The 17,961-nt window shown below is 73.3% G+C and carries 12 protein-coding genes; 3 read left to right on the forward strand and 9 right to left on the reverse strand.

The genetic code is table 11. The annotated features are described in order from the left end of the window. Positions 1-124 precede the first annotated feature (124 nt). Together L2C96_RS16330 and L2C96_RS16335 are read right to left on the reverse strand one after the other, a co-directional pair. The gene (locus tag L2C96_RS16330; protein WP_425550245.1) at positions 125-697 is read right to left on the reverse strand and encodes an LmrA/YxaF family transcription factor; all 573 of its coding nucleotides are present in this window, start codon (positions 695-697) and stop codon (positions 125-127) included. Further along, positions 694-1,191: a GNAT family N-acetyltransferase gene (locus tag L2C96_RS16335; protein WP_237336800.1), complete on the reverse strand. Its 498-nt coding sequence runs from the start codon at positions 1,189-1,191 to the stop codon at positions 694-696. The genes L2C96_RS16330 and L2C96_RS16335 overlap by 4 nt, the downstream gene beginning before the upstream one ends. Before the next feature lie 62 nt (positions 1,192-1,253). Here L2C96_RS16335 and L2C96_RS16340 point away from each other — a divergent pair, with 62 nt between their 5' ends. Then, on the forward strand, positions 1,254-2,681 hold the full coding sequence (locus L2C96_RS16340) for a bifunctional phosphatase PAP2/diacylglycerol kinase family protein (protein ID WP_237336801.1): 1,428 nt from the start codon (positions 1,254-1,256) through the stop codon (positions 2,679-2,681). A 359-nt stretch (positions 2,682-3,040) separates the two neighbouring features. Here L2C96_RS16340 and L2C96_RS16345 read toward each other — a convergent pair whose 3' ends face one another. From L2C96_RS16345 to L2C96_RS16360, 4 genes are all read right to left on the reverse strand, one after another. Next, positions 3,041-3,511: an SRPBCC family protein gene (locus L2C96_RS16345; protein ID WP_237336802.1), complete on the reverse strand. Its 471-nt coding sequence runs from the start codon at positions 3,509-3,511 to the stop codon at positions 3,041-3,043. A 25-nt stretch (positions 3,512-3,536) separates the two neighbouring features. Continuing rightward, positions 3,537-4,196, reverse strand: a complete 660-nt coding sequence (locus tag L2C96_RS16350) for an ESX secretion-associated protein EspG (protein WP_237336803.1) — start codon at positions 4,194-4,196, stop codon at positions 3,537-3,539. Next, positions 4,193-5,122 (reverse strand): hypothetical protein, encoded by a 930-nt coding sequence (locus L2C96_RS16355; RefSeq protein ID WP_237336804.1) that lies wholly within the window; start codon positions 5,120-5,122, stop codon positions 4,193-4,195. The genes L2C96_RS16350 and L2C96_RS16355 overlap by 4 nt, the downstream gene beginning before the upstream one ends. A gap of 192 nt (positions 5,123-5,314) precedes the next feature. Continuing rightward, positions 5,315-7,717 (reverse strand): ATP-binding protein, encoded by a 2,403-nt coding sequence (locus tag L2C96_RS16360; protein ID WP_237336805.1) that lies wholly within the window; start codon positions 7,715-7,717, stop codon positions 5,315-5,317. Between the two features lie 85 nt (positions 7,718-7,802). Here L2C96_RS16360 and L2C96_RS16365 point away from each other — a divergent pair, with 85 nt between their 5' ends. Beyond that, entirely contained in the window at positions 7,803-8,492 is a 690-nt protein-coding gene (locus L2C96_RS16365) for a helix-turn-helix transcriptional regulator (RefSeq protein ID WP_237336806.1), read from the forward strand. Positions 8,493-8,597: 105 nt separating this feature from the next. Here L2C96_RS16365 and L2C96_RS16370 read toward each other — a convergent pair whose 3' ends face one another. The 3 genes from L2C96_RS16370 to L2C96_RS45075 all read right to left on the reverse strand — a co-directional run bounded on the left by L2C96_RS16370 (position 8,598) and on the right by L2C96_RS45075 (position 16,214). Continuing rightward, positions 8,598-11,858, reverse strand: coding sequence for a BTAD domain-containing putative transcriptional regulator (locus L2C96_RS16370; protein ID WP_237336807.1), 3,261 nt, complete (start codon positions 11,856-11,858; stop codon positions 8,598-8,600). A gap of 618 nt (positions 11,859-12,476) precedes the next feature. Next, positions 12,477-15,251, reverse strand: a complete 2,775-nt coding sequence (locus L2C96_RS16375) for an AfsR/SARP family transcriptional regulator (RefSeq protein WP_237336808.1) — start codon at positions 15,249-15,251, stop codon at positions 12,477-12,479. A gap of 69 nt (positions 15,252-15,320) precedes the next feature. After that, entirely contained in the window at positions 15,321-16,214 is an 894-nt protein-coding gene (locus L2C96_RS45075) for an SseB family protein (protein ID WP_237336809.1), read from the reverse strand. Between the two features lie 64 nt (positions 16,215-16,278). Between L2C96_RS45075 and L2C96_RS16385 the strand changes: the two genes are divergently transcribed. Further along, positions 16,279-17,961 (forward strand): right-handed parallel beta-helix repeat-containing protein, encoded by a 1,683-nt coding sequence (locus L2C96_RS16385; protein WP_020416787.1) that lies wholly within the window; start codon positions 16,279-16,281, stop codon positions 17,959-17,961.

Below are 17,961 nucleotides of genomic sequence, written 5' to 3' on the forward strand. Positions count from 1 at the left end.
AACACGCACCCACCCATCAACCCCGCGCCGCATCCAGCACCGCCCCAGCTCCGCCACCACCGCATCCAACCGCGCCACATCCCCCAGCGCCCGCACCATCACAACCGCCCCACCAAACCCACCATCAACCCCGCGCCGCATCCAGCACCGGCCCCAGCTCCGCCACCACCGCGTCCAGCGGCGCCACGTTCTCCTGCGCCCGCGCCATCACGATCGCCCCTTCGAGCGCGCTGATCATCACCATCGCGAGCGACCGGCTACGCGCCTCCGGCACACCCATCTCCCGCAGACTGTCCGCCACCGGCCGCAGCCACGTCTCGAACCCCGCGCACACGGCCTGCCGCAGGTTTTCGTTGCCCGCCACCACGTCCGCCGTCGCCGCGACGAGCGGGCACCCCGCCGCGAAACCCTCCTCGCGGAACTGGTCCCGCCACTGCGCCACCATCCCGGCGAACAACCCGGCGGGAGTCGGCGCGGCCTCGGCGTACCGCTCGACCCGCCGCGCCGCGAAGTCGCCGGACCACGCCAGCGCCTCACGCACCAGCTGGTCCTTGCCGCCCGGGAAGTAGTGCTGCAGGGACCCCCGCGGCGCCGACGCGTGCTCGACGACCTCCCGCATCCCGGTGCCGCTCACCCCCTGCGTCCGGATCAGCTGCGCAGCGCTGTAGACCATCCGCTCCCGCGGCCCGCGCGTCACCTCGCCACCTCCCACACCGGTCCCGGCATCGTCAACTCGTAGCGGTACTCGCCGCGATCGACCCCGCCCAGCAGCCGGAAACCCTGACCCCGCAACAAAGCCTTCGCCGCCACATTGTCCGCGTGCGTCACCGCCCGCACCGTCCACCCCTCCCACCGGCCCGAAGTCCGCAACCACGAAGCCATCGCCGTCGCGATCCCCTGCCGCTGCCACGGGTCCGCGACCACGATGCCGAGCTCCGCGGCCCGCGCCTCGCCCGCGACCAGGTTCAGCAGCCCGGCAGGCGACCGCCCGCTGAACGCGACCAGCGCGACCCCGTGTGGCGGCCCGGCGAGGAGGTAACGCCGGTAGCGGACGAGGACGTCCCGCGGGTCCGGCCGCCCCGGCATCAGGAAGCGGTTCCGGAGAGTGCCCGCGGAGCAGGCCAGGACCAGTTCGGCGACCTCCGCCGTGGACGTGCCGTCCAGCTCGGCCACCGTCATGACAGTTGTCATAGAATCCGGTGTACTCCTCGCCGTGCCCGGAAGCAAGCCCGGAACGCGCATAGACTGCCGGCATGCGGCGATGGGTGTCCCGGCTGGACCGGCAGGTGTTCGCGCGGGTGGCGGCGACCGACTCGGCGCTCCTGGACCGGGTGCTGCCCCGCCTCGGCCGCGCGGCCAACTACGGCGGCCTGTGGTGGGCGGTCAGCGGCACGCTCGCCGCGACGCGCAACCGCCGCGCGCGCCGCGCCGCCCTGCGCGGGATGCTTGCGCTGGGCATCGCGAGCGCGACGGCCAACGGCCTGAGCAAGCGGATCATCCGCCGCACCCGCCCGTCGACGGTCGCCATCCCGCCGGTCCGGCAGTTGCGGCGCGCGCCGTGGACGACGTCCTTCCCGTCCGGGCACTCCGCGTCCGCGGCCGCCTTCGCCGTCGGGGCCACGCTGGAGTGGCCCGCGCTCGCCGCGCCGGTCGGGGCTCTCGCCGCCGGGGTGGCCACCTCCCGCGTGGTCACCGGCGCGCACTACCCGTCCGACGTGCTCGCCGGGGTCGGCCTCGGCCTGACCGCGGGCCTCGTGACGTTGTCGTGGTGGCCGCGCACCCCGGCCGGCCCGTCGGACGCCGAGCCGTGTCCGGCGCCCGCCCTGCCGACGGGTGACGGGCTGGTCCTGGTGGCCAACTCGTCCGCTGGCAGCGCGGGCGCGGCGATTTTGGACCACATCGCCGCGGAACTGCCGCAGGCCAAGATCGTCGAACCGGCCGACGGCGAGGACCTCACCGAGGCGATCACCGAGGCCGCCCGGACCTGCCGCGTCCTGGGCGTCGCGGGCGGGGACGGCACGATCAACGTCGCCGCGCGGGTCGCCGCCGAGCACGGCGTCCCGCTCCTCGTCGTCCCGGCGGGCACCCTGAATCACTTCGCACGCGACCTCGGCGTGGAGACGCCGGACGACGCGGTCACCGCGCTGCGGACCGGTTCCGCGGTGCGGATCGACCTCGGGGTGGCGGACAGCCAGGTGTTCGTCAACACCTGCAGCACCGGTCTCTACACCGATCTGGTCCGGTACCGGGAGAAGTGGGAGAAGCGGATCGGGAAGTGGCCCGCGGTGCTGGTCGGGCTGGTGCATGTGCTGCGCCGCGCGAAGCCGCAGGAGCTGGTGGTGAACGGCGAGCGACGCCGGGTGTGGATGATCTTCGCGGGCAACGGGGCGTACCGCCCGCGCGGGTTCGCGCCCACGTACCGCCCCAGCCTGCACGACGGGCTGCTCGACATCCGCGTGGTGTACGCGGAAAGCCCGTTCGCGCGCACGCGGGTCGTGCTGGCCGTGCTCACCGGAACGCTGCGCTGGTGCACGCCCTACCAGGACCGGCCGGCGGCGCCGCATCTGAAGATCAGCGCCCCCGGCGGCCGCCTGCGCCTCGCGGTGGACGGCGAGCTGACCCAGGTGCCGCCCGACGTGACGCTGCGCAAGAACCGGGGCGCGCTGGTGGTCTACCGCTGAGCGGACGGCTGTCGCGCCCGTCCGGCCCCAGCCCTCCGGCCCCAGCCCTCCGGCCCCAGCCCTCCGGCCACTGGCGCTGCCGGTTGCCGCTCCTCCGGGTTCCGCTGGACGACTGGCTCAGCCACCCGATCCACCGCAGCGACGTGCCGAAGTGGCGAAGTGGCCCAGCCAATCCCCCAAGCCACGGCCGCACGAACCCACCGCGGGCTACCCCTTCAGCCCCCAACCCCCTCCGACAGCAGCACACTCACCACCACTGCCCAGTTCCGCTGGACGACTAGCTCAGCCACCCGATCCACCGCAGAAGCGGCTCAGCCAATCCCAGCGCCGGCGGCGCGGGTTCAGCACCGGCGCCTGGCTCAGTCGCGTTCGGCGCGGGTCTTCAGGCGCTGGAGCGTCGCGGCGATGTTGGACCGGTTCTTGTCGTCGCGCTGCCACACGCCGGTCACCAGCGAACTCGGCGCGCGGAACCAGACCGGTCGCTTGTCCCACGTGCTTTCGGTCACCACGCAGCCGTCGCCGGCGGGCTCGATGTCGTATTGCCACCGGGAAACCGGGATGCCCAGCGAACGCACCTCGAAGGCGAACCGCTTTCCCTCGTCGGCGTCGGTGATCGTGCTGACGGTGCTCCACAACCGCGCTCCACGGCGGTTGATCCCGCGGAACCGCGCGCCGACCCGGGCGCCGGTCACTCCGCGCAGCCAGCGGAACCCGCTGTACTCCTCGGCCAGCTCGGCGAGCACGCCGGGATCGCTCACCAGGTCGTACACCCGCCCCGGCTCCGCCGCGACCTCGATCCGGCCCGTGGCACTGGGCCCCGACTGCCCCATGGACACCTCGCTACGCCGCGAACAGTTACATACCTACAGTATGTATCTCCGCGGTGCTCGTCAACAGCGCGGTCACGCGATCGGTGAGGCGGGCGTCGTCGGTGGGCGTGACGGTGATGCCATCGCCGTCACGGGAGACGAGGTACCGGCCGCGCGACGAGTCGAACCAGGTGACCACAGTGGATGATCGTGTGCCGGCGTGCGCGCCGATCTGCCCTCCGCTGGAACGGCTTCCAGCGAGGGCGTCCACCGTGAACTGATCCACCGGCGCGCCGGGCGTGCCGGGCGGGAACACCGCGACGATCTCCGGGACCAGCGCGGTGGGCGGGATCTCGGTCAGCCAGATCTCGCCGCCGGCGAGCACGGCCAGCACTCCGGTCCGGCCCGCGGCCGCGGCGAGGGCGCGGACCGGGTAACCGATGTGCCCGACGGCGTCGACCGACACCTCCGGCCCGGCCAGCAGCGCGAGCAGCGCTTCGAGCCGGGCGTCGAGCCGGCGGCCGGACGCCAGGCCGCGTTCCGCGCACGACCGGTACACCTCGTCAGTGAGCCGCGCCCGGACGGCGAATGTGCGGCCGTTGCTGGGCACCCGCAGCGGGTACGGCGCGGGCGGCAGTTCGAGGTCGCCCCAGAGGAGGTCGAACTCGGGGGCGGACAGGACGAAGTCGGGTCTTCGGGGGGTCATGCCGGCCACGCGGCGGGGACCCGGCCGCCTGCGCCGGGCCCCGCCGCCTCGCCGAACCGGACGGCGAACGCGCCGCCACCGCTGCCCGGGCTCCCGGCACCGCCGAAACCGGCGGTGCCGGGGCACGACGAGCCAGCACCGCCGGAACCCGGGATCGCCGGGCCGGTGGTGCGCGTGCCGGGCGGCCGGGGCGAGTTCGTCGCACCCGGCCGATGGGTGGCGCCACCCGCGGCGCCGCTGATCGCGGACGCGGGCGGAACCGGCGGATCACTCCGCCGGAAGTCATTGTGCCGCAACGATGATGCCGTCACGGAAGACGGAGCAGCGGCTGAAACCGGCTGATCGCTGGGCCCGGGATCGTTGCGGCGCAAGGGTGATGTAGAACCGGGAGAAGCACATGTGGACGAAACCGCCAGAGCCCCCCGGTGAAATTCGCTGTCCGCCAACACGGATGAAGCAGACGTGGACGGGACCGGTGAATCGCTCCGCTGAGAATCGCTGTCCGGCAACACCGGCACCGCACCACATGAAGCAGACGCGGACGGCAGCGAATCCCCTGCACCGCGATCCGTCGGCGGAAACTCCCGTGAGCAACCACCGTCACTCGTAGGCGCTTCGGTCTGCTGTGGGATCGACGAGCCAACCTCCGCGACTCCGGCAGCGAACGCGGCCATCACCGCCACCGCCTCGTCGTGCGCACGCCACGCGCGCTCGGCCGCGGGACGCAAGTCGCCGGCGGCTTCGTGCAGTGTGTCGAATCCGCCGTGGGCGAAGAGGCGCTCGAGGGTCTCGTCCAGGTCGAACGGCGTCGGTTCCGGCATCGCGGCGCGAGCGGCCTCCGCGGCGGGGCCGGCGGCGGTGTGCACGGCCTCGTACAGTTCGCGGTGGCTGCGCGCGGCCCAGTTCTGAGCGTCCTGCTCGCCCACGTCCGCGCTCCCCGTACTGATCGTTCCTGCCGAGATCACGCTCAGTGAAACCCGAAGCGACGCGCGACGCCAGCGACCACACGCCGCCATGCCCTATCGGACGGTCAACCCTGCCCGCCCACACCCGCCGCGCCCGGGCGGCGAGAGGCTTCGCCACCTCCGGCGCCTCGGTGCCCGGATCCGCACGCCGGCTCAACCCGGCCCGGACAACAACCGCTTCGCCAGCTCCGCCGCCGCCTCGGTGCCCAAGTCCTCACACACCACAAGCGCCTCCCGACGGTGCTCGGCCGCCAACTGGCCTCGACCGGTCGCGTCCAGCACCAGCGCCAGCTCCGCGAGCGCCTGCGCCCGCTGCCAGCGCGTCAGCACCTGCGTGAACACCTCCAAAGCCGCCTGCAGGCAGTCCTCCGCGAGGCCCAGTCGACCGGCCTCCCGCCAGGCCGCGCCCTCCTGGACGGCGCATTCGGCGCCCGGCACGGGGAAACCGCCCTCGTCGAACAGCGTCCGCGCCGTCCGGAACGCCTCGGCGCCGCCCGGCCAGTCACCGGTCTCCGTCAGCGCCCTGCCGAGCAACTGGAACGTCAGCGCGCGGAAGAACCGGTACGTGAACGGGTTCGCGTCGTCCCGGTAGCGGTCGGTGTCGGCGAGCACCTCGCGGTGCACCAGCAGCGCCTCGCCGGGACGGCCGACCGCGCACAGCACCTTCCCCAGCACGTTGCGGATCGACCCCTGCCCCATCCAGAAATCCATGTCCGCCAAGCCGACCGACCGCTCGACGTGGTCCAGCGCCTCCTCCGGCCGGCCCAGCCGCAACAGCACCGAACCGAGGTACCCGAGCGCCCACGTCTGCTCACGCCGGTCGCCGATCTCGGTCGCGATCGCCAGCGCCTCCTCGTGCGCGGCGCGGCCACCTTCGTTGTCGCCGAGGCAGTAGTACCGCGCCCACCCGAGGAAGTTGAGCAACACAGCCTCGTCCGGCCGGCTGCCCAGCGCCCGCGCCGCGTCCACGCCCAGCGCGAACACCTCGGCCCACGGCAGCTGCTGGATCCGGCCGTCGGAGAACCAGTGCAACGCCCGGGCCAGGTCCACCACCTGCCGGTGCTTGCCGTGCGCGAGCGCGGCCCGTTGCGCGGCGAGCCAGTTCGCCGCCTCCGCGTCGAGCCAGGCCGCGGCCTCCTCCCGCGTCGCGAACCGGCTCGCCTCCACCGAATCCCGCAACGCGTCCGGGTAGAACAGCCGCCCGGCCTCGATCCCGGTGTCCAGCAGGTGGTCCAGCACCGCGCACGTCGCCGCCGACGTCTCGCCGGCGTCCTCCTCGACGGCCAGCCGCTCGCGCGCGAACAGGCGGATCAGGTCGTGGAAGGTGTAGCGGCCGGGCACGCTGCCCGCCTGCAGGAGGTTCGCGTCGACCAGCTCGTCGATGTGGGCCCGCACGTCCGGGGCCGCCATGCCGGTGGCGACGGTGGCCAGGTCGGCACCGAAGTCCGGGCCCGGGATCACCGCAAGGCGGCGGAACACCAGCCGCGCCGCCGGGGACAGCCGCCGGTGCGACATCTCGAACGCCGACCGCACCCGCAGGTCCCCCGCCGACAACGCGGCCAGCCGCGTGCTCTCGTCACGCAACTGGTCGACCAGGTAGGCGATCGTCCAGTGCGGCCTGGTCGCCAGCCGGTTGCCCGCGATCCGCACGGCCAGCGGCAGGTTCCCGCACAGCTCGGCCAGTTCCGCGGCCGCGGACGGCTCGGCGCGCACCCGGTCCGGCCCGGCGATCGCCGCGACCAGCGCGGACGCGTCCGCGGTCTCCAGCGGCCGCAGCCACAACCAGCGCGCCGACTCCAGCCCGGCCAGCGCGCGGCGGCAGGTGATGAGCGTCAGGCACCCGGTGGCGACCGCCAGCAGGGGGCGGACCTGCGCCTCGTCGGCCGCGTTGTCCAGCAGCACCAGGACCCGGCGGCCGGCCAGCAGCGACCGGAACAACGACGACTGCTCGGCCACCGCGGCCGGGATCTCCGCCGCCGGCACGTTCAGGCCACGCAGCAGGACGTCCAGTGCGGCCCGCGGGGTGACCGGCTGGTCGTCCATGCCGCGCAGGTCGACCGACAGGAACCCGTCCGGGAACTCGGCCGCCAGCAGGTGCGCGGCCGTGCGGGCCAGCGCCGTCTTGCCGACGCCGGGGTGCCCGACGAGCGACACGACCACACCGCTCGGGGTGGTGAGGGCGTCGGCCGCGGCGCGGCGCAACGCGTCCAGCTCGTGGTCGCGGCCGACCAGGTCCGGCACCGCGGCCGGCGGCGGCCCCGCGAACGGCGCGGCTGGTCTGGACCTGCGACGGCGGCCGTCGCGGGCCGCGGCCAGGAAGTCTTCACGGTTTCCGCCGGTCAGCCCGAGCGCGTCGGCGAGCGCTTCGGTGGAGCGGCGCTGCGCGGCGCGGGCTCGGCCGCGTTCCAGGTCGGACAGCGCGCGCACGCTGACCCCGGAGGCCTGCGCGAGGTCGGCCTGGGTGAGCCGGGCCGCGCGGCGATGGCGTAGCAGCAGTTCACCGAAGGTCGGACCCTCCCCCGGCGACCCTATGTCCAGTGTCTCGCTCACCGCCACCCATTAAACCGGCAGAACTGCGGGCGCCGAAACCTGCCGGTGCTTCCGCCTGGTTCCGCCTGTATCGGTACGGTTAGGTGGCCCTATGCCGTACAGCACCGCTACGCGGGAGATCCCCGGCGGCCGGCCCGCCGCCCGCCTGCACGCCGTCCCGGCGGCCGACCGCGCGGTGGTCCGCGTCGCGGTGCTGGCCGACGACGTGTTCCTGCGCGCCGGCCTGCTCAGCGAGATCCAGGGCAAACCCGGCATCCACGTCGTCAACGGCACGCCCGCCTCGGCGGACGTCGTGGTCGCGATGACCGAGTCGGTGGCCGGTCTGCCGGAGCTGGTGGCCGACGCCCCGACGAACGCGCGACTGGTACTGATCACCGACGCGCCCCGCCCGGCGGAACTGTGGACCGCGATCGAGAACGGCCTGGTGGTGCTGCTCCCGCGCGCGGAGGTCACGACGGCCCGCCTGCTGCGCGCCATCGCCGACGCGCACCAGGGACACGGCCACCTGCCTGCCGAACAGCTCGGCCAGGTGTTGCACGGGCTGGCCCGCCTGCAGCGCGAGGTGCTGGCGCCGCGCGAGCTGATGCTGAACGGGCTGTCCCGCCGCGAGACCGAGGTGCTGCGCCGCCTCGCCGACGGCCAGGACACCGCCGAGATCGCCGCGGAAATGTCCTATTCGGAGCGCACCGTCAAGAACATCCTGCACAGCCTCACCAGCAGGCTTGGGCTGCGCAACCGCACGCACGCCGTGTCCTACGCGCTGCGCAACGGGCTCATCTGAGCGGCGCTCGAATTCCCGGTGAGTGGCGGACACGCCGAGGCGAGGCGGCGCCTCGGCGTGTCCGCTGGTCCCGGGCCAGGCGATGGCCGGCCCGGGAGTTCGGGGTCAGGCCACGGACGTGACGGGCCAGCGGTCTCCGGTGAAGTCGCGCAGCTCGGCCGCTTCTGGCGTGCCCAGTTCGTCGAACAGGGCGTAGGCGCGGCGCCAGTAGTCCTGCGCCAGGCCGGCTCGCGCGGCGCAGCGGTGCAGTTCGGCCAGTTCGTTGAGCGCCCGCGCCTGCTGGTAGCGCTCGCCGCGGTTGATCGCCGCACGCAGCCCGGCCTCGACCAGGTCCGCGGCGGTGAGCAGGTCGCCGATGTCGCGGTGCACCCCGCCGAAGTCGATGAGCACTTCGCTCTCGGTCGCCGGGCCGCTGACCGTGCGGACGATCCGCAGCGCCTCGTTGAGGTTGCCGAGCGCGTCGTCGAACCGGCCGGTCTGCCGGTAGGTGTTGCCCAGGCGGTGCCGGGCGTAGGCGATCCGCGGTTCCAGGCCGTGCGCCTCGGCGAGGTCGGCGGCCTCCTTCAGGTGCTCGATCGCCTCGCGGTGCCTGCCCAGCCGCCGCCACGCGTCGCCGAGGTCGGCCAGCGCGCCGCTCTCCCCGTCCGGGTCGCCCGCCTGCCTGGACAGCACCAGCGCGTGCCGGTACTGGTCGACAGCCTCGTCGAGCCGGCCGAGCGTGGACAGCGTGGCGCCGAGGTTCGCGGCGACAGCGCTTTCCAGCCGGGGGTCCCCGGCGCAGCGGACGCCCGCCGTGCGGAACAGCCGCAGCGCCTCGGGGAACTCGCCGACGCGGTGGCAGAGCACGGCCAGCGCGGTCAGCGAAGTGGCTTCCAGTTCGCGCTCGTCGTTCGCGCGGTGCAGGTCGATCGCGCGCAGGAACTGCTCGCGCGCGTCGGCGGCGCGGCCGTGGTGCAGGTACGCGGCCGCCAGGTCGGAGCGGGTGTGCGCCTCGCCGACGCGGTCCTGCGCCGCGGTCGCGGCCGCCAGCGCGGCCTCGTGCGTGTGCACCCAGTCGTGGTCGTGGCTGTAGCCGTAGAGGTACAGGTACGCGCGCAGGCAGCGGGTCAGCTGCCAGGCGTGCGTCGGCCAGCCCTGTTCGGCGGCCAGGCTGACGGCGGCGATCAGGCACGGCCGCTCGGCCTCCAGCCACCGCTTCGCCGCCTCGCGGTCGGGCAGCACCGGGCCGTGGGCGGGCGCGGCCCCGGTGAGCGGGAGGTGCTTGGCCGGGTAGATCAGCTGCGTCGCGCGGGCCGCGGTGTGCAGGTAGAAGTCGAGCACGCGGGTGATCGCGGCGCGCCGGGCCGGCTCCGGCTCGTTGTCGCGGGCGAGGCCGCGCGCGTACTCGGCGAGCAGGTTGTGCAGCCGGTACCGGTCGCGGGTGACGACGGTGACCAGGTTCTCGTCCACGAGGCGGTCGAGCAGCCACCTAGCCCGCGACGGGGTGAGCCCGGCGAGCGCGCCGACCGACTCGGGCGTGAAGTCCGCGCCGGGGTGAAGGCCCAGCAGGCGGAACAGGCGCTGTTCCTCGGCCGCCAAGGCCTGGTAGGACAGTTCGAACACGGCCCGCAGCCGTCGGCTGCCCGCGGCCAGTTCGTCGATGCGGTCACCGGTTTCGGCCAGGCGGGCGGCAAGGTCGGCGACTGTCCATGTTGGACGGGACTGGAGGCGGCGGGCGGCGAGCGCGACGGCCATCGGCAGCCAGCCGCACAGTTCGCCGACGCGGCGGGCGGCCTCGGGTTCGCTCTCCACCCGCTTGGCGCCGACGACGCGGACGAGCAGTTCGCGGGCCTCGGCCGGGGTGAAGACGTCCAGCGGCAGGGTGCGGGCGCCGTCGAGGGCGAGCGCGCGGCGGCTGGTGACCAGGACGAGGTTGGTCGGCCCGGCGGGCAGCAGCGGCAGGATCTGGTCCTCGCTGGCCGCGTTGTCCAGCAGCACCAGCACATCCCGGCCGTAGACGCGGTCGCGGTAGAGGGAGGCGCGCTCGTCGAGGCTGGGCGGGATCTGGTCGCCGGGGACGCCGAGCAGGCGCAGGAACGACGCGAGCACCGCGGCCGGGTCGGCCGGCGGCTGGTCGGAGTGGCCGCGCAGGTCGACGTAGAGCTGGCAGTCGCCGTAGCGGCCCTCGGCGAGCAGCTGGTGGGCGACGTGCACGGCGAGGCGGGTCTTGCCGACGCCGGCCATGCCTTCGATGAGCGCGATGCCGACCGCGGTGCCGCCGTCGATCGCGCGGAGCCCGTCACGCAGGGTGGTCAGCTCGGCTTCGCGGCCGCTGAAGTCGGCGGTGTCGAGCGGCAGCTGGCGGTGGGCGCTGACCGGGGCGAACTCCGGCCGCGCGACCTCCTGGCGCAGGACGCGCTGGTAGGCGGTGGCCAGTTCCGGCCCGGGGTCCGCGCCGAGTTCGGTGGCGAGGCGGCGGCGCAGGGTGTCGAACACGTCGAGCGCGGCGGCCTGCTGCCCGCTACCGGCGAGGGCGATCATCAGGCGCGCGTGAACGGCCTCGTGGAGCGGATCGGCCTCCGCGACGCGCTGCAGGAGCGGCAGAACCTCCTGGTAGCGCCCCAGATCCGAGGCGGCGCCCGCGTACTCGACGACGACGGCCCGGTACTCGCGCACGAGCGCGACGACGATCGGGTGGGAGTCCAGGGCGCTCAGCCCTTCGAGCGGTTCGCCCCGCCAGAGGCCGACGGCTTCGGCGAAGAGACCGCACGCTTCGGCGAGTTCGCCCTCCTCGCGGACGTGCCGCGCGCGGGCGACGAGCTGGCGGAAGAGGAGCAGGTCGTGCTGGCCCTCGGCGACCTTGAGCTGGTAGCCGCCGCGCGCGGAGACGATGAAGCCGCTCTCCGGGTCGCCCTGGAGGCGGCGGCGCAGGCGGGAGATGCGGGACTGGAGGAGGTCGACGGTGCCGTGGTCGGGCTGGTCGCCCCAGACGGCTTCGACGAGCGCGTCCCGGCCGACGGGGGCGTTCGGGGACAGCGCGAGGAGCGCGAGGAGGGTGCGCTGGGTTTCCGAGCCGGGGTCGACGGGTTCGCCGTCCGCGATGACCCGGAGCGGCCCGAGGACCTCGACCCGCAGCCCGCCGCCGGTGGCCTGCTCGCTGCCCGCCTCGCGGAGCAGTTCCCCCAGCTCCACACGGGACAGACCGAGCACATCGCCCAGCTTGCGCAGAGTGGACACGCGCGGCCGGGTGACACGTCCCTGCTCGACGTCACGCAGGCCGGCCACGCTGAGCCCCGCCAGGTCGGCGACCTCACGCTGGGTGAGGCCCGCGCGCCGGCGGAAGCCCTGGACCAGCGCGCCCAAGCGGCTCCGCGAACCGTCGCTCATTCGTTCACCGCCCCGATCTCGTCGTTCGCAGCCTGGGACGCACTGGTGCGCCAAGCCGTTCCCGCGTTACTCCGACAGAGTTACAAACTCCGCTTCGAAAATGCTTCGAAGGGGTGTGGCGGTTGCGTTGGTTGCTTGGGGTTAACGCGGCTGTTGCCTGGTGGGTGCGGGTGGTGAGGGGTGCTTGCGGAGGGTGATCATGAGGTGGGGCGGGGTTGGTTTGTCTGGGTCGGGGTGGGTGGCGTGGCTCGCGTGGCGATGAACGGACCGTTCATCGCTTCGCGCCGTGGGCCCACTCATCAACCCGCGAAAGGGCCACCCGCGCCGCGGTGAAGGGACCGTTCATCCCTTCACCGCATCGTTGGCCCAACCACCAACCCACGAGGTCGCCACCCACGCGCCGATGAACGGACCGTTCATCCCTTCCCGGCATCAGCGATACCCGCAACACCGCATGAAGGTGGCACTCGCGTAGCGATGAAGGGACCGGTCATGCCTGCGCGGCACCTCGCGCGCCACGGTTGGTCCACTCACCACCTGCGTGGCAATTGTCCACTCACCGCCGAACCGGCCAGCCCACCCCGAACCAGCCACCGCAGCCAGCCCACCCCGAACCAGCTACGCCGACCACTCCGAAACCCCACCCAGCTTCGCGCGGATCTGGCCCCCGTCGGGCGACCCCAGCTCCTCCAGCAACTCCAGCGCCGCGCGCCAAGCACGTTGAGCCGCAGCCGCATCACCTCGCGCCAGGTGCGCGTCGCCGAGGCGGTTGAGCGTTCGGCTTTCGTAGTAGCGGCTTCCGTGGCGGCGATACAGCCCCACGGCGGTCTCGTAGCAGCGCACCGCCTCGTCCAGGTTTCCCAGCGACTGCTGCGCGTACCCGACGCTGTCCCACGCGTTCGCCTCACCGACCAGGTTCCCCAGCTCGGCCTGCACCGCGATCGACTCCTTGCAGTGCGCCAGCGCCTGCTCGTAATCCCCCAGCCGGGCGCAGCTCCAGCCCATGTTGTTCAGCGCACTGGCGGCCCCGTACCGGTTCCCCGCCGCCTGGAACAACTCCAGCGCCCGCCGCGCGTGGTGGAACTCCTCGGCGTAGTCCCCGAGCCGATCGCACACCCACGTGAGCCCCTGCCGCACATCGGCCTGGTACCCGAGGTCCCCCAGCTCCTCGAACAGGTCCAGCGCCCGATCGAGCTGCGCCCGCGCCTCCTCGTCCCGCCCCAGCGCCGTCAGGATGACCGCGAGCCCCCGGTGGCTGTGCGCCAGCGCGACCGGATCCCCCAGCCGCGCGGCCGCCTCCAGCGCCACCTCGTACGTCCGCGGCTCCCCCAGCCAGTGCCTGCCCTGCCGCACGAACGTGTGGCTCAGCGCGCACGCCAGCTGCCACGCGTGCGTGTCGAACCCGGTCGCCGCCGCGCGGTCGATCGCCGCCACCAGCACCGGGTGCTCCGCCGCGAACCAGGCGCCGGCGTCCGCGGGCGGCTCCACCACCACACCCGGCGACGGCGAATCGAGCGCCAGCGGCTCCCGTTGCGGGCTCAGCGCTGCCGCGCCCGCGTGCGCCGTGTGCACGTAGTGGTCGAACATCCGCCGCACCGCCGCGGTCCGCTCCGCCTCCGCGTCCTCCTCCTGCGTCAGCTCGATCGCGTACGCGCGCAGCAAGTCGTGGAACGCGTACCGCCCCGGCGCGCGCTCGGCGACCAGGTGCGCACGCGTCAACTCGGCCAGCAGCGGCCGCACCCGGGGCACCCCGAGCAGACTCGCCGCCGCCGCGACGGTCACGTGCGGCCCCGGGTGCAGGCCGAGGAACCGGAACAACCGGGCCGCGTCGGCGCTGATCGCGTGGTACGACCACGAGAACACCGCCCGCACATCGGAACTCGCGTCATCGCCCTCGAAAGCGTCCAGCCCGCCGCGTGCGGCGCACAGCTCGGCGGCCAGCTCCCCCAGCGTGAACCCCGGGTTCGTCGCCGCCCGCGCGGCCACGATCGCCAGCGCCAGCGGCAACCGCGCGCACAACGTGTTGATCGAGGCGACCGCCTCCGGCTCCGCCGCCACCCGGTCCGCCCCGAGCCGCCGCGCGAGCAGTTCGCGGGCCTCCGCATCGGACAGCAGGTCCAGGCTCACCGGCGCCGCGCCCTCGACCGCGACCAGCCCGGCCAGCTGGTTCCGGCTCGTCACGAGCGTGAAACTGCCGGGCGCGCCGGGCAGCAGCGGGCGCACCTGCTCGGCGTCGCGCGCGTTGTCCAGCACCACCAGCACCTGCTTGTCCGCCAGCAGACTGCGGTAGAGGCTGACCTGCGCCTCCACGCTCACCGGGATCCGTTGCGCCGGAACGGCGAGCGCGTCGAGGAACCGCCGCACCGCCTCCGCCGGGCTCATCGCGCACGCGCCGGGATCGAAACCACGCAGGTTGACGTAGAGCTGCCCGTCCGGGAACCGCTCCCGCACCCGGTGCGCCCAGTGCACCGCGAACGCCGACTTGCCGACACCGGCGCCACCGCTGACCACCGCCACCGACACCGATGGCCGGTCGCCACTGCCGTCCAGCGGCAGCAACGCGTCCAGCCGCGCGAGGTCGCGCATCCGCCCGGCGAACTGCGGCACGTCACCGGGCAGCTGCCGCGGCACCGGCCCCTCCTCCGGCTCGTCGCGCAGCAGCCGCACCTGCGTGTCCCGCAGCAGCGGGCCCGGCTCGACGCCGAGTTCGTCGATGAGCCGCGACCGGACCGCGGTGTAGACCTCCAGCGCCTCGGGCGTGCGGCCGCAGCGGTGCAACGCGAGCATCAGCAGGGCCTGCAGGCGTTCCCGGAACGGGTTGTCCTCGGCTTCCTGCCGCAGCTCGGTGACCACCGAGCGGTGCCGCCCCGCGGCGAGTTCGGCGTCGAAGTAGTCCTCCAGCGCGCTCAGCCGCTTCTCCGCGAGCGGCGGGCCCTCCCGGTCGAGCAGCGACTGGGTGACCCCGCCCAGCGCCGGCCCGTGCCACAGGTCCAGCGCCGCGCGCAGCCGCCGGGCCGCGTCGGCGACGCGACCGGCGTCGAGGTCCGCGCGCGCCCTGTCGACGGCCTCGTCGAACTCGTGCAGGTCCAGCTCACCCGGCCCGACCTCGATCACGTACCCCGGCGCGCGCCTGCTGATCACGTCGGCGCCGATCAGCTTGCGCAGCTCGGAGACGTACACCTGCACCTGACCACGCACCGTCGCCGGCGGCGCGGCGCCCCAGACCAGGGCGAACAGCTGCTCGTCCGGCACCACGCGCCCGGCGTTGAGCAGCAGCGCCGCGAGCACCGAGCGCTGCTTCGGCCCGCCCAGCCGCACCGGCCCGTCCGGCCCTGACACCTCGATCGGGCCCAGCAGCCGGTACCGCACCGGGCGGGACGGGTTCGCGGACACGGTGGGCACCTTTCCGTGGACAGGGTGGAACGGACACGGGAAAAGCAAGCAGAACCGGGGTACCTGGCGCTAGTCCCCGCCCCCACCGGGCGACAGCGCCCCGGCGACGACCTCGACCAGGTCGAACACGCCCTCGCCGGTGAGGATCAGCTCGGTTTCCGCGCCCGGGTTGAAGCACAACACGTGCGACTCGTCCGGCCACTGCGCCAGGACACCGAGGAAGGGCACGGTGGCGTAGGGCTGCCCGGGCGCCAGACGGTCGAGCATCGCGGTGGACGAGAAGAGTGCGACGACCGGGAAGTCCCCGCTCCCCGCGGTGCGCCAGGGCAGGTCCTCATCGGAGTCCTGGACGGGCCGGGTCGTCGCGACGACCACCTGACCGTTCACCAGTGCCTCCAGGTATGCGTTCTCGTCCTGCCCGCCGACCGCGGCGACCAGGGCGGTTTCCAGTGCGTTCGACGGAGCCGGCACCGGTCCCGGTTCCCGTCCCGCGCCGAATTCCTCCAGCACGAGCTCACGCACCCGGCGGCGCATCTCTTCGAACGCGGCCTCTTCCGCGTCGGCCGCGGCCACCAGTTGCTCGCGTCCCTCCGCGAGTGCGATCAGCGCGTCCGGGGCCAGCACCGCGCCGATCGGCAGGCCGGGGTTGATCGCCAGCTGCAGCGAGCTGCCCGGCTGCCAGCTCCCCCTGATCTCCGCGAACGTGGTCTGGACGTGCTCCTGCGCGAAGGGCCCCAGTACCGCCGCCATCGACCGGGGCGAGGTGAAGACCAGGACGTGCTCGCGCTCCAGCGGCAGCAGGCCGACGAGCTCCTCCCACTCCGGGGTGCCGCGCGCCGGCAGCACGGGCAGGTACACGGGCGCGGCCAGCAGGAGCTGCGCGTAGCGCCGGCCGTCCCCGTCTGCGAGCGCGGCCTGCAGTGCGTGCTCGATTTCATTGTCCGGCTGCCACACAGGTTCCACGCGCGCTTGCCTCTCTGGGGTACCTTTTGTCCTGCAAACCCTAGTCGGCCGAACCACGGAAGCCATGCCACGCACCCTCTTCGTCGCCCCGGACCAGCGCGGCGCCCTGCCCACCATCCGCGACGCGCTCGAAGCGGCCGACGACGGCGCGGTCATCTCGATCGCTCCCGGTGAGTACCCCGAGCCGATCTCGATCACACGCCAGCACGTGACGCTGTCGGCGCGCGAGCCGGGCAGCGTCACCATCAGCTCGCCGTTTCCCGACCAGCCGGTCGTGTCCGTGACCGACAGCCGGGTCGACCTGATCGGGCTGAAGCTGACCTCCGAGGAGCACGCCGCCATCCGCGTCCGCGGCGGCCAGGTGAAGATCGTCGAATGCACGGCGACGGCCCGGTTCGCGCCGGGCATCGACGTCGCGGCCGCCGACCGCATCGAGATCCGAAACAGCCACGTCACCGGCTCCCAGTACGGGATCGTCATCGAAGAGTCGGACGGGGTGATCGACCGCTGCGAGATCCGTGAAATCGCCGACGACGGCGTGATCCTGCGACTCGGCGCGCGGGTGAAGGTCCAGCACACCACGATCGCCGGGTGCGGGTTCCGCGGCGTGTACATGTACCAGGCAGGCGACTCGAGCCTGGACCGCTGCGACGTCTCGCAGACCGGCGACGCCGGGGTCGCGGTGGCCGACCAGAGCTCGCCAACGATCAGCACGTGCTGGGTGCACGACACGCAGGGCGTCGGGATCAGCGTCGGGCGCGGCTGCGGCGGCGTGATCGAGGACTGCCGCGTGGAGAACACCGCCGTGCCGGGCATCCACCTCGCCGACGGCGCGCGCACCGAGGTCCGCGAGGGCGATCCGGCGCGCGGCAAGGTCCCGGTGGGCGCGGTCGCGACCACGGGCAACCACCAGGACCTGGAGACCGTCGACAAACTGCTCGGCGAGCTCGACGGCATGATCGGCCTGGCGAGCGTCAAGGCCGAGGTGCGCGGGCTGATCGACGAGATCCAGGTCAACGAGTGGCGCCGCAGCGAGGGGTTGTCCGTCGGCACGGTCAGCAACCACCTGGTGTTCGCCGGCGCGCCCGGCACCGGTAAGACCACGGTGGCGCGCATCTACGGCCAGCTGCTCAAGGCGCTGGGAATCCTGCCAAACGGGCGGTTCAAGGAAGTTTCGCGGCGCGATCTGGTCGGCCAGTACATCGGTCACACCGCGGAGAAGGCGGCCTCGGCGTTCGAGGAGGCGCGCGGTGGCGTGCTGTTCATCGACGAGGCGTACACGCTGTCCCGCTCCAGCGGCAGCGGCGCCGATTTCGGCCAGGAAGCCATCGACACGCTGGTGAAGCTGATGGAGGACCACCGCGACGAGGTCGCCGTGATCGTCGCGGGCTACACCGACGAGATGGCGAAGTTCATGGACGCCAACCCCGGTCTGGCGTCCCGGTTCAACAAGACGCTGGTCTTCGAGAACTACAGCCCCGAGGAACTTGTCGCGATCAGCTTGCACATGGCCCGCAGCGACGACTACCTGCTCGGCCAGGACCTGGACGTGGCACTGCTGGAGTGGTTCGGGCAGATGGAGCGCGACCAGAACTTCGGCAACGCCCGCGAGGCGCGCAAGCTGCTGGAGCGGATGCGCAAGTCCCAGTCGACGCGGCTGCGTTCGCTGGGTCAGCGCCCGACGAGGGACGACCTGCGGACGTTGTCGCTGGACGACCTGCTGGAGGCCGTGCGCGGCACGGGTTAG

It is taken from the genome of Amycolatopsis tucumanensis (assembly GCF_021654135.1).
In the GTDB taxonomy this organism is placed as follows: Bacteria; Actinomycetota; Actinomycetes; order Mycobacteriales; family Pseudonocardiaceae; genus Amycolatopsis_E; species Amycolatopsis_E tucumanensis.